This window comes from Parabacteroides sp. TM07-1AC, assembly GCF_003480915.1.
GTDB classification, from domain to species: domain Bacteria; phylum Bacteroidota; class Bacteroidia; order Bacteroidales; family Tannerellaceae; genus Parabacteroides; species Parabacteroides chongii.
The window spans coordinates 407,484-420,055 of the sequence record NZ_QUKD01000002.1 but is presented as its reverse complement, the minus strand read 5'-3'; the positions used below and the strand labels follow the sequence as shown (position 1 = coordinate 420,055).

The 12,572-nt window shown below is 46.0% G+C and carries 9 protein-coding genes; all 9 read left to right on the top strand.

What is annotated here, in order from left to right; genetic code table 11:
* The first annotated feature begins 26 nt into the window (after nt 1–26).
* The 9 genes from DXD68_RS06445 to hemG all read left to right on the top strand — a co-directional run bounded on the left by DXD68_RS06445 (nt 27) and on the right by hemG (nt 12,539).
* The gene (locus tag DXD68_RS06445; RefSeq protein ID WP_122360824.1) at nt 27–1,412 is read left to right on the top strand and encodes a Gfo/Idh/MocA family protein; all 1,386 of its coding nucleotides are present in this window, start codon (nt 27–29) and stop codon (nt 1,410–1,412) included.
* Between the two features lie 8 nt (nt 1,413–1,420).
* Nucleotides 1,421–2,362, top strand: coding sequence for a TIM barrel protein (locus DXD68_RS06440; RefSeq protein ID WP_122360823.1), 942 nt, complete (start codon nt 1,421–1,423; stop codon nt 2,360–2,362).
* A gap of 24 nt (nt 2,363–2,386) precedes the next feature.
* A complete protein-coding gene (locus DXD68_RS06435; protein ID WP_199715431.1) occupies nt 2,387–3,076 on the top strand; it encodes a helix-turn-helix transcriptional regulator in 690 nt (229 codons plus the stop codon).
* A 9-nt stretch (nt 3,077–3,085) separates the two neighbouring features.
* Nucleotides 3,086–3,670 (top strand): helix-turn-helix transcriptional regulator, encoded by a 585-nt coding sequence (locus DXD68_RS06430; RefSeq protein WP_122360821.1) that lies wholly within the window; start codon nt 3,086–3,088, stop codon nt 3,668–3,670.
* Nucleotides 3,671–3,791: 121 nt separating this feature from the next.
* The gene (locus tag DXD68_RS06425) at nt 3,792–6,122 is read left to right on the top strand and encodes a TonB-dependent receptor (protein WP_122360820.1); all 2,331 of its coding nucleotides are present in this window, start codon (nt 3,792–3,794) and stop codon (nt 6,120–6,122) included.
* 389 nt (nt 6,123–6,511) lie between these two features.
* Entirely contained in the window at nt 6,512–8,587 is a 2,076-nt protein-coding gene (locus tag DXD68_RS06420) for a TonB-dependent receptor (protein ID WP_122360819.1), read from the top strand.
* A gap of 1 nt (nt 8,588) precedes the next feature.
* Nucleotides 8,589–9,794, top strand: a complete 1,206-nt coding sequence (locus DXD68_RS06415) for an MFS transporter (protein WP_122360818.1) — start codon at nt 8,589–8,591, stop codon at nt 9,792–9,794.
* A gap of 2 nt (nt 9,795–9,796) precedes the next feature.
* Nucleotides 9,797–11,164, top strand: a complete 1,368-nt coding sequence (gene hemN / locus DXD68_RS06410) for an oxygen-independent coproporphyrinogen III oxidase (RefSeq protein WP_122360817.1) — start codon at nt 9,797–9,799, stop codon at nt 11,162–11,164.
* 1 nt (nt 11,165) lies between these two features.
* Entirely contained in the window at nt 11,166–12,539 is a 1,374-nt protein-coding gene (gene hemG, locus DXD68_RS06405) for a protoporphyrinogen oxidase (RefSeq protein WP_122360816.1), read from the top strand.
* The last annotated feature ends 33 nt before the right edge of the window (nt 12,540–12,572 follow it).

The following is a 12,572-nucleotide window of genomic DNA, read 5'->3' as shown; positions in this document are numbered from 1 at the left end:
ATCAATTCTTTAAATTTTGCTATATCATGAAAAAGGAAAACAGTATCAGTAGAAGATCATTTTTAAAGAGCTCCGCTATGGCCGGTGCACTGGGTGCAATTGGAACAGGTGGCGCAGCAGGTGTGGTTTTAACCTCATGTAGCAGTGGAGAAAAAGCAAATGCTTTGAAACCGCTGAAAGAACCGGGTACTTATTATATCCCGGAACTGCCCGACCTGGCAACAGACGGACAAGAACTGAAAGCTGGTGTTATCGGTTGCGGCGGACGTGGTTCCGGTGCTGCTTTCAATTTCCTGAATGCTGCGAATGGCGTAACTATCGTTGCGTTGGGCGATACATTCAAAGAAAGAATCGACGGACTGGCTGATAAACTGAAAAAAGATAAGAATATAGATATTCCGGAAGACAAGCGTTTTGTCGGTCTGGATGCTTATAAGCAGGTAATAGACAGTGGGGTAGATGTGGTGATCATTGCAACTCCTCCTGTATTCCGCCCGGTACATTTCCAGTATGCGACAGAAAAGGGAAAACATTCATTCCTGGAAAAACCGATCTGTGTGGATCCGGTTGGTTATCGTACGATCATGGCTACTGCCAAACAGGCGGAAGCTAAGAATCTTCGCGTGATCACTGGTACACAGCGTCATCACCAGCGTCCTTATGTAGAGTCTTACAAGAAGATCATGGAAGGTATGATCGGTGAGATCACAGGCGGTACGGTTTACTGGAATCAGAATATGTTGTGGTTCCGCGAGCGTCAAAAAGAATGGAACGATTGCGAATATATGATCAAAGACTGGGTGAACTGGAAATGGTTATCCGGTGACCATATCGTAGAACAGCATGTACATAATATCGATGTATTTACCTGGTTCAGTGGCTTGAAGCCGGTAAAAGCTGTCGGCTTCGGTTCTCGTCAGCGTCGTATTACCGGTGATCAGTATGATAACTTCAGCATCGATTTCACGATGGAGAACGGTATCCATTTGCATAGTATGTGTCGCCAAGTAGACGGTTGTGCCAACAATGTCAGCGAATTTATCCAAGGAACGAAAGGCTCATGGAACAGTGCAACGATGGAGATCAAAGACCTTGCCGGCAATGTGATTTGGAAATATGACTACGAAGCAGAGAAAGCCAACTTCAAGCAGAACGACCCGTATACACTGGAACACGTAAACTGGATCAACAGCATCCGTGGCAACAAACCGCTTCAGCAGGCTACTGAAACAGCCGTATCGAACATGGCTGCTATCATGGGACGTGAATCTGCTTATACGGGAGCTGAAACGACATGGGATGCCATGACTGCTTCTCCGCTGGATTATACTCCGAAAGACCTCAATCTGGGTAAGATGGATATGAGTTCATTCACAGTTCCGGTACCGGGTAAACCTCGTGATACAAAATAAGTAACGATATGTCATTGAATAGAAGAAACTTTTTAAAAACAACATTATCCGGTGCTGCAGTAGCTGCTGTCAGTACCGGTGCGTTGGCTTCTTGTGCCGGTAAGGCTTCTTCGGATGAACAATGTCCGGAGACAAAGTCCTGCTGCAACACAAAAGCAAAACTGAACATCTCTTTCCAGGAAGGTATTGCGCCGGGTGAAAACCTGAACCAGAAGCTGGACTATATGGAGAAGCTGGGTGTGGTCGGTTTCGAACCGGGCGGACGCGGACTGAAAGACCGGGTGAAAGAGATCAAAGAGGCTCTGAACGGTCGTGATATCAAGGTCAGTGCTATTTGTGCCGGCTTTGAAGGATTTATCCTTTCTACCGATCCTGCTATTCGTAAGAAATGTATGGATACAATGAAGGAGATCATCACCGCAGCCGGCGAGCTGGGGTCGACAGGTGTTATCATCGTTCCGGCGTTCAACGGGCAGGTCCCCGCGCTTCCTCATAACCAGGAAACCCGTGACTTCCTGTGCGAACAGTTTACGGAGATGGGTAATCATGCTGCACAGAACGGAACGACCGTGATTTTTGAACCTCTGAACCGCAAAGAATGTTTCTATATGCGTCAGGTGGCCGATGCAGCTTCCATATGCCGTGATATCAACAATCCGGGTGTACGTTGCATGGGGGACTTCTGGCATATGACCTGGGAGGAAACGTCCGATATGGGAGCGTTCCTTTCAGCGGGTGACTATCTGCAGCACGTGCACGTGGCAAGCCGTAAACGTCGCAGCATGCCGGGTGAAGACGGTGAGGCGGATAATTATGTAGACGGCTTCAAAGGTTTGAAGATGTTAGGTTATGATAAATACGTAAGTTTCGAATGCGGATGCCAGGGTGATCGCAACATTGTTGTCCCTGCCGCAGTAGAACTCTTGCGCAAACAATGGGAAGAAGCATAAACTATGCCTTTAGTATATCCAAATATGCAAATGAGTGAGGTGGTGGAGGAACATCCCTCACTCATTCCTGTAATCAACCGGTTTGGTATCCGCCTCGGATTGGGGGATAAATCGGTGAAAACGATCTGTGAAGAATATCAGCTGGATACGGATTTCCTGCTGACGGTAATAAACACGTTCCTGAACGAGGAATATTTCCCGGAAAGGAAGTTGCAGACCTTCCATACTTCGCAGATCATCGATTACCTGACCAAGACCAACCAATATTATTTACGTTATCAACTGCCGAACATAGAGCGGCATCTGACTTCTTTTATCTCTATGAGTACCCCGGGAAACAATACGTTGAATCTGATCGGCAAATTCTTCTCTTCTTTTAAGGAAGAGTTGACGGCGCGTATCGAGAAAGACGACACGGTTTGGTTCCCTTATTGCCAGGCATTAAGTGAGAAGATCAACGGTTGTCAGGCTTCCGGCGAAACGGGAGTGCTTCAACTTGGCGGTGAGCAGCGGCTGGAAGATCCTATCGAGGCGTTGTTGTCCGATCTGAAAGGCATAATGGTTAAACACCTGTCGGGTGATTACAATGAGAATTTATGTTATGCCGTGATCTTCGGCATCAGCAGCCTTGAAAAAGACATCAAACAACATAATCGTATCCGTTACCGTATTCTGACTCCGATGGTATCAGCCATGGAGAAACTGTGTAAATAATCCGTATTGATGCATAGAACCAAGCAAATAGCAATCATTTTATCCGATACTTTGCAGAGCATTGGTCTTCAGAGCTTGCTTACCGACTATTTCCCTCCTGTGGAAGTGTGTTGGTTTCCTACGTTCGATGCTTTCAATGTTGACGGTTGCAACGATACGTTCGATTACTATTTTACCTCACCTGAAACACAGGTAATGAATGGTGATTTTTTCCTGCCTCGCCGTAGTAAAACGGTTGTGTTAATCAATGGGGGAGAAGGTGACGGTGGTATCTCTACCACGAACCATATCACGGTAAAAGCCTCCCAGGAGATAATCATCGAGCAGTTACAGCAATTGCTAGCCAACGATAACTCCGCCAATCTATCTGGAGATACGAACAAAGACCTTTCTACCCGTGAAACCGATGTCCTCCAATTGATCGTAAAAGGTATCACCAACAAGGAAATAGCGGATAAATTAAGCATCAGCTTGAACACGGTCCTCACTCACCGAAAGAATATCACTACTAAATTAGGTATCAAAACCGTTTCCGGCCTGACTTTTTATGCCATCATGAATGGGATCATCTCAGGGGATGATATAGAATTGTAGAATAGCATTATAGTGCTGAATTGTTTGGCATGGTAGTGTTAAAATCACTACATGTAGTGATTGATTGTCTTCTATCTTTCCTGTTTCTTTGCAATTGAAAAATACTAATAGTTCGAGTACAATGAAACAACGCTGTCTGTGTGTGCTGGTTGTCAGCTCTCTTTTTGGTTTACAAGCTATGAAGGCTGATGAAATAAAAGTGAATGTCAATGAAAACGATACCATCAAAACGTATAATATCGATGAGGTGGTGGTGACTTCTTCCACGAAAGAAACGAATGATTTACGCTTATTGCCCAGTTCTGTTTCCATCATTTCCCCCCAGGCTATTTCCGGACGGCAGATCGATGCGTTGAAAGATATCAGTTCCTTTGTCCCTAACCTGTATATGCCGGATTACGGTTCGAAGATGACTTCGGCTATTTATATCCGTGGTATCGGTGCACGAAGCAGCGGACAATCGATCGGACTTTATGTGGATAATGTGCCGTATCTCGATAAGAGCACATTTGATTTCGAACTGAACGATATCCAGCGTATGGAGGTGTTGCGTGGTCCGCAGGGAACATTGTACGGACGTAATGCGATGGGAGGAATCGTGAATATCTATACGCTTTCACCTTTAAATTACCAGGGGACGAAACTGTCCTTGTCCGGTGGAAATTATGGCGCATTCAAGGCAAAGGGAGCCCATTACCGGAAGTTGAGCGACAATGTAGGCATTTCCCTTAGTGGTTATTACGATCGGAATGACGGATTCTTCGTCAATGAATATAGTGATACACGGGCCGATAAAGAAGAATCGGCAGGCGGTCGTTTCAAGCTGGACTGGTTGATCAAACCGAACCTGAAAGCGCAATATACATTCAATTACGACTATGTCAATCAGCGGGCGTTTCCTTACGGATTATATGATAAGGCAACGGGGACGGTTGCTCCGATCCGCATCAACGATCCCAGTTCTTATGAACGGAATATGCTGAATAATAGTCTTTATCTGGAATGGAAAACGGATAATATCCTACTTTCTTCTACTACTGCCTACCAGTATCTGAAGGATGATATGAAGATGGACCAGGACTATACAGAGAAGTCGGTCTTCACACTGAACCAAAAGCAGAAACAATATGCCTGGAGTGAAGAAGTGGCGATCCGTTCCAACCATAAGAAGAACTATCAGTGGAGTTTCGGGGCGTATGGCTTTTATAATAGTCTGAATACGGACGGGCCGGTTATCTTTAAGGAGGATGGCTTAAAGGATATCTTGCAGGATGCATTTGACAAGATGATCGGTAATAACCCGAATGCTCCTAAATTGACTGTGTATGGAGACGATAAGAATCAAATCTATTTCCCCGGTTATTTTAAAACGCCTACATTCGGCTTTGCCGCTTTTCATCAGTCTACTTATAATAACTTGTTCGTAGACGGACTTTCTATTACAGCTGGTATCCGTTTGGATTATGAAAAAGCGAAGCTGGATTATGATTCGGCTGTCGACAGTATGAAGATTGGGGTGTCGATGATGGGGAGGCCGCTGGGGACTTATCCGATGGAAGCACATTTGAAAGATAAGACATCACAGGACTTTTTACAGGTTTTGCCGAAGGTCTCCTTGCGTTACCAGTGCAGCCCGGGAACTTTTACTTACGTGTCTGTAGCAAAAGGGTACAAAACGGGCGGCTATAATGTGCAAATGTTCGGTGACCTGGTGCAGGAATATGCAAAATATGACCTGATGAAGAAGTTCATGCCTGCTGAAGCAGAAAAAAATAAACCGTCGGATGTAGAGTCGGTAGCTTCCTATAAACCTGAACATAGCTGGAACTACGAATTAGGCGTCCGCAGCGAATTGATTAAAAACCGGCTGAATGCAGAGTTGACATTTTTCTATATGGATATACAGGATATCCAGTTGACAACCTTTGCGGAGAATGGCAGTGGCCGTATGATCACCAACGGAGGAAAAGCGGACAGCTATGGTGTGGAAGTAAGCCTTCGCAGCCTGATTGCCGAGGGATTGACTGCCGATCTGAATTATGGTTTTACCCGTGCTACATTCCGTGATTATCTGGCTATCGACAGGGAAAGCAAGCTGGAGGTAAATTACAAGGATAACTTTGTCCCTTATACTCCGCGTCATACCGTAAGCCTGGGATTACAATATACGAAGTTGCTACGTAATTGCTGGTTGGATCAGTTTACTGTTTCTGCACAGTGCGCCGGAGCCGGGAAGATTTTTTGGACGGAAAAGAATGATATCAGCCAGGACTTTTATGCCGTGTTGAACGCCAAGGCTGGTGTACGTAAAGGGGCAGTCAATCTGAATGTATGGAGTCGTAATATAACAAATACGGATTATCAAGCATTTTATTTCGAATCATTCAACAATTCATTCATACAAAAAGGCAAACCGTTCCAGATCGGGGCAGAGGTTGCAGTAACTTTCTAAATGGATACTATGATTCAAAATTTATCAGAATTGAACCTATTCAGATCGTATTAGGGAACGCAGATGACGCAGAATACGCAGATGCTCGCAGACTTTTTATTTTCTTTAAAACAATATATTATCTGCGTTTATCTGCGCTCGTCTGCGCCATCTGTGTTCCTTAATACAAACTGGATATATAGTTCAACTTTTATACTGGATCGTTGTTAATTTATTTATTATCAATAACTTGTATAATGTGGTCGACCAGAGAGCCCAAATCTCGTTTAAAACGAGTGAAAACTTGTTTAAAACGAGCTTACAGTCCGTTTAAAACGAAAAAAATCTCGTTTTAAACGAAGTGAGGGTTCGTTTTAAATGAGTTTTTGGGGAATCTAAAAATAATTTATATGAAGATATTACTTTTATTCTGTTGTTTGTCTCTTTCTGTTCTATCTGTACAAGCAGACGACCAGGATACAACGAAAGTCCGTCAGGTCGATCTGAACGAGGTGGTAGTCCGGTCATTTAAACAAAACAGAGACTTACGTTTGGAGCCGCTATCGGCCTCGTCTGTTACCGGTACGGCTATACAGAATAAGAATATCACAGGTATCAAGGAGTTCAGCTCATTCATTCCCAACCTGTTTATGCCTGATTACGGTTCAAAATTGACTTCTCCTGTTTATATTCGGGGGATCGGTTCGAAGATTAATGCGCCTTCCGTCGGACTTTATGTGGATGGTATCCCTTATTTTGAAAAGTCGGCATTCGATTTTGACTTTGCTGAAATAGACCGCGTAGAAGTATTGCGCGGCCCGCAGGGAACCCTGTACGGACGTAATACCATGGGAGGAATTATTAATGTATATACCAAATCTCCCTTGAAATATCAGGGGATGAATGCCTCTGTCTCTAACGGTACGTACGGTGCCCGCGATTATGCTCTTTCCCGTTATGCGAAGATAGGGGAGAAATTCGGTTATTCCCTTTCTGCCAATTATAACAGGAGTGACGGCTATTTCACGAATTTGTTTACCGACAAAAGAGCAGACGACCAGAAAAGCGGTTCCGGACGTATCCGGCTGGAATGGCAACCGACGGAGCAGTGGTCGCTCGGCTTGATGAGTTCTTACGATTATTCCAAGCAGGGAGGGTATCCGTATGCTGTCTGCGATTCGCTGACACATCGGCCCGGTGATGTGAATTATAATGACTATAGCTTTTATAAACGGGCCATGTCGACAACCGGTCTGACTGCTGAGTATAAAGGAACCGGCTATAGCCTGAGCAGCAAAACTGCCTTTCAGTATCTGTCGGACCATCAGGGTATCGACCAGGACTTCTCTCCGGCAAGCGTTTATTTTGCTAAGCAGGACCAGAAGCAGAAGATGTTTTCAGAGGAATTCAATCTGAAATCGACAACGACCCACCGGTATAAGTGGTTGTTTGGAGCTTTCGGTTTTTGGCAGGGTATTGACAATACCGTGATACTGGATTATCTGGCACAGAAATACACGACCCGCAAAATCTATGATACGCCGACTTACGGCTTTGCCCTGTACCATCAGTCCACTTTCGATGATCTCCTGTTCGACGGTCTCTCTGCTACTTTCGGTATACGGTATGATTACGAACGTGCATCTACCGATTTTATCGGTTTTAAAGAAACTGAAGAGAAAACAGAACAATTGGATGCCTTTTACAGTAAACTGAAATTCAGCCAGGTGACACCTAAGTTTGCGTTACAGTACCTGTTCCCGTCTTCGGGGATCCTCTATGCCACAGTGACGAAAGGGTATAAAACCGGTGGGTTCAATACCTCTTTCGAGCGTGAGGAGGATCGTTCTTTCCGACCGGAAACGAGCTGGAACTATGAGGTGGGCGGCAAGCATCCTTTTTTGGATAACCGGCTGCGTGCCGATATCGCCTTCTTTTGGATCGACTGGAAGAATCAACAGATCAGTCAGACACTTCCTTCCGGTCGCGGTTCCATGTTGACCAATGCCGGTCGGAGTGAGAGCAAAGGGGTAGAGGTCAGCCTGCAGGGGAATCCGGTGAACGGGTTGATGGTGCAGGTGAATTATGGTTTTACCCATGCTACTTTTAAAGACTATGTCGACGAGAAGAAGAAGATCGATTATTCGGGCAACTATCTCCCGATGGTGCCGTCGCATACATTTGCAGTCGGTGCCGATTATACGATTCCGACACCTTGTTCCCATATCGACCGTATCATGATCAGTACAAATTTTACCGGTGTGGGAGAGATCCATTGGAAAGAAGATAATAAAGTTACTCAATCTTTTTACGGACAATTGAACGGAAAGGTGTCAATAACCAAAGGATTCGCTACCTTTGCAATTTGGGCTAAGAATATCACCAATACACAATATACCGCCTTTTATTTTGAATCGGGAGGAAAAGGACTGGCACAGTCGGGACGTCCGTTTACGATTGGCGGTAGTGTGGCAATAGCACTTTGATATGATACAAAAAAATAAAGCGTTCAACCTCGGAACCTTTTTCTGCCTGTATATTGCGCAGACCATTCCGATGAGTTTCTTCTCCACCGTCATCCCGGTCATGATGCGGCAGGAGAATTTTTCCTTGTCCGCCATCGGGCTATTACAACTGATCAAGCTGCCCTGGATATTGAAATTCCTGTGGTCGCCGATGGTAGACCGTCATGCCCGGACAACGGGCGATTATAAACGGTGGATTTTCTCTTCCGAACTGATCTATGCCGTCCTGATCTTTGCTGTTGCCTTTCTTGATTTCAAGACAGACTTTTATACGATTATCGCCTTGATTATCGTGTCGTTTATCGCTTCAGCCACACAGGATATAGCGACCGATGCGCTGGCGGTTCTTTCTTTTAGCCGGAAGGATAAAAGCCTGGTGAACAGTATGCAGTCGATGGGCAGTTTTGGTGGTTCGATGATCGGTGGCGGTGTGTTACTGCTCTTGTTCAAACAATTGGGATGGAATAGTCTGTTGCCGTGTGTGGCCCTGTTCGTGATAGTTGCTTTGCTCCCGTTGCTGTTCAATCGAGGTCTGGAGATTGCCCCCAAAGATACACACGAACGGGCGAAGAAAGCGGATGTCTTCTATTTCTTCGCCCAAAAGAATATATGGAAACAGATCGGTTTCCTGTTCCTTTATTATTCAGGACTGATCGGCACGCTGGCGATGTTGAAGCCTTATTTGGTCGACCTGGGATATTCGATGAAAGAGATCGGGGTGATGAGCGGGGTGATCGGTACCTCCTTCGGTTTTGTATTTTCTTTTATCGGAGGTTTTATTGTACGCCGGATCGGACGGCATTGGGCGCGTATCCTGTTTTCCGTCTTTGTATTGCTTGCCACACTCTACTTCCTGGGGCTTTCTTATGTGACTCCGACGCTCGGAATGTTGTACATGGGGATTGCCTTGCTTTGGGGAAGCTACGGGATGGCTACCATTGTGGTATATACTACCGCTATGGATTGCGTGCGCCCCGGACGGGAAGGTACTGACTTTACGGTACAGACTGTGATCACCCATCTGAGCGGAATGCTGATGGCCATCTTGAGCGGGAAAATAGCCGATCATACCGGCTATCACGGACTGTTTTTCTTTGAAGTCAGCCTGGCCCTCTTGTCACTTGTTTATATATTGATCGTGTTTAGAAAAGAGAAAGAAACAGCATAGTTATGATACAAAACTTATTACAAAAATACAATGTGCCGGTTCCGAGGTATACCAGCTATCCGCCGGCCAATTATTTTACGGATACATTTACAAATACAGATTATGAAGCTGCCATAGAAGCCTCCAATACTGCCAGTCCCGGACATATCTCTTTCTATGTACATATTCCTTTCTGCCGTCATCTTTGTCATTATTGCGGATGCAATTCGTTTGCGATGATGAACCGGAGTGTGGTGGAACGTTATATAGAAGCCCTACATGTGGAGATCGATAAAGTGAAAGAACGGCTGGCTCCGGGACGAAAAATATCCCAGATACATTATGGCGGAGGAAGCCCTACGGCCATACCGGTATATGTTTTGAAAGAACTGAACGACCATCTGTTGGCCGGTTTTGAAACGATCGATCAGCCGGAAATAGCCGTGGAATGCCATCCCGGATACCTGGATGAAGAATATTGGCAGTACCTGACCGAAGCCGGTTTCAACCGCTTTAGCCTGGGTGTTCAGGATTTCAATGAAAAGGTATTGAAGACAGTAAACCGTCGTCCGGCTTTACTGCCGGTTGAAATGATCTTCCGGATCCTTCGCAGCAAAGGAGCACGTATCAATATGGATTTTATTTACGGATTGCCTTTCCAGACAGCCGAAAGCTTTTCCGAAACCATTACCCGGGCAGCCGTTTTACAGCCGGATCGTTTGGTTACTTTTTCTTATGCGCATGTCCCCTGGGTCAACCGGCAACAGCTGATCCTGGAAAAAGCCGGCCTTCCCGCCAGTGAGGAAAAGAGCCGTATGTTTGAAGCTGCGAAAGAAATATTGGGCGGTACCGGTTATAAAACCATCGGTCTGGATCATTTTGTACTTGAAAACGACGAATTGTATACCGCCCGGCAAAACGGACAGCTGCACCGTAACTTTCAGGGCTATTGTACCCGTCGTACGACAGGGCAGGTGTATGCTTTCGGTGTGACGGGCATAAGCCAACTGAGTTCCGCTTATACGCAGAACAGTAAAGATATTCACCGATATATCGAACAGATCGAAGACGGTTCGTTTGCCATAGCAAAAGGATATACATTAAGCCGCGACGAACAGATCACCCGCGAAGCGATCGAAACGCTGATGTGTAACTATACATTGAACTGGCAGGATGTGGCTACCCGCCTGTCTTGCCCTGTTGATGAGGTAAAAGCGGCAACAGCTTATGATGAAAAACGTATGCGGGAGTTTGCCGGGGACGGTTTGATCGAATATGACGATGATCATATCCGCATGACTTCCGAAGGCGCTCTTTTTGTTCGTAACGTGGCGGCATCGCTGGATAAACTGATGCTTCATTCTAATAAATCATTTTCTAAACCAGTCTGATATGGAACAGCATACTACGGATATTCTGATCATCGGAGCCGGCCTGACCGGTCTGACTACTGCCTTTCATCTGGTACGGGGTGGAAAACAAGTACATATTTTGGAGTGCAACGACCGGATAGGAGGACAGATACATACGTTTCGGGAAGACGGTTTTATCTTTGAAAGCGGTCCTAATACGGGAGTCGTTTCTTATCCGGAGGTGGCGGAGTTGTTTTCTGCTCTGTCTCCGGCCTGTGAGCTGGAGACGGCACACGAGGAAGCCAAGCGTCGCTTGATCTGGAAAGGAGATTCTTTTCGTGCTTTACCTTCAGGCTTGTTCAGTGCCGTGACGACTCCTTTATTTACGTTGGGCGACAAGTTCCGTATCCTGGGAGAACCGTTTCGTGCCAAAGGTACGAATCCGGACGAGTCGGTAGGGGAGTTGGCTGCCCGGCGTTTGGGGAAGTCTTTCCTGAACTATGCGGTCGATCCGTTCTTATCCGGAGTGTATGCCGGGGATCCGCTGAAGCTGGTAACCCGTTATGCTTTGCCTAAATTATACAATCTGGAACAACAATACGGAGGATTTATCAAAGGAACGATTGCCAAAGCCCGGCAACCTAAAACGGACCGCGCCCGGTTGGCTACGAAAAAGGTCTTTTCGGCAGTCGGTGGTTTGGAGAATCTGGTAAAGGCAATGGAAGAATCCATCGACCGCCGGAATATCACGGTATCGGCTTCCGGTGTTACGATTCGTCCGTCGGAGAATGGCTGGCAGGCTACTTACAGGACTTCGGAAGGAGAGCAGACCCTCCATGCCAATAAGGTGGTAACGACCTGTGGTGCTTATACATTACCAGAGCTATTGCCGTTTGTTCCCCGGGAAGATATGGATAAGATCAGTAACCTGCAGTATGCTCCGGTTGTACAGGTCAGTGTCGGTGTTCGCAATACGGGACAGTTGCATTTTAATGCTTTCGGAGGGCTGGTTCCCTCCTGTGAGAAGCGGGATGTGCTGGGGATTCTTTTCCCGGCAGCTTGTTTTGATAACCGTGCACCGAAAGAAGGGGCTCTCTTTTCTTTCTTTATCGGCGGTGTTAAACGATCAGAACTGACCGGTTTGACTGATGACGAGTTGAAAGGGCTCGTTACACACGAATTTCATGCCATGTTGAAGTTTCCGATCGGGATGCAACCGGATATGATCCGTATTTTCCGTCATGCACATGCCATTCCGCAATATGAATTAAGTAGTGGTGAACGTTTTGCCACGATCGATAAGTTGCAAACACGCTATCCCGGCTTGATCCTGGCAGGCAATATCAAAGGCGGTATCGGTATGGCGGATCGCATCCGGCAGGCAACAGGTATCGCGGAAAACTTGCTCATGTAAGTCAAATTCACTTTCTTTGCAAAAAGACAAGCT

What these genes read in the sequence shown, in the direction of transcription:
- DXD68_RS06445 (WP_122360824.1), top strand. Translation starts at nt 27, where the DNA reads ATGAAAAAGGAAAACAGTATCAGTAGAAGATCATTTTTAAAGAGCTCC.
- DXD68_RS06440 (WP_122360823.1), top strand. Translation starts at nt 1,421, where the DNA reads ATGTCATTGAATAGAAGAAACTTTTTAAAAACAACATTATCCGGTGCT.
- DXD68_RS06435 (WP_199715431.1), top strand. Translation starts at nt 2,387, where the DNA reads ATGCAAATGAGTGAGGTGGTGGAGGAACATCCCTCACTCATTCCTGTA.
- DXD68_RS06430 (WP_122360821.1), top strand. Translation starts at nt 3,086, where the DNA reads ATGCATAGAACCAAGCAAATAGCAATCATTTTATCCGATACTTTGCAG.
- DXD68_RS06425 (WP_122360820.1), top strand. Translation starts at nt 3,792, where the DNA reads ATGAAACAACGCTGTCTGTGTGTGCTGGTTGTCAGCTCTCTTTTTGGT.
- DXD68_RS06420 (WP_122360819.1), top strand. Translation starts at nt 6,512, where the DNA reads ATGAAGATATTACTTTTATTCTGTTGTTTGTCTCTTTCTGTTCTATCT.
- DXD68_RS06415 (WP_122360818.1), top strand. Translation starts at nt 8,589, where the DNA reads ATGATACAAAAAAATAAAGCGTTCAACCTCGGAACCTTTTTCTGCCTG.
- hemN (WP_122360817.1), top strand. Translation starts at nt 9,797, where the DNA reads ATGATACAAAACTTATTACAAAAATACAATGTGCCGGTTCCGAGGTAT.
- hemG (WP_122360816.1), top strand. Translation starts at nt 11,166, where the DNA reads ATGGAACAGCATACTACGGATATTCTGATCATCGGAGCCGGCCTGACC.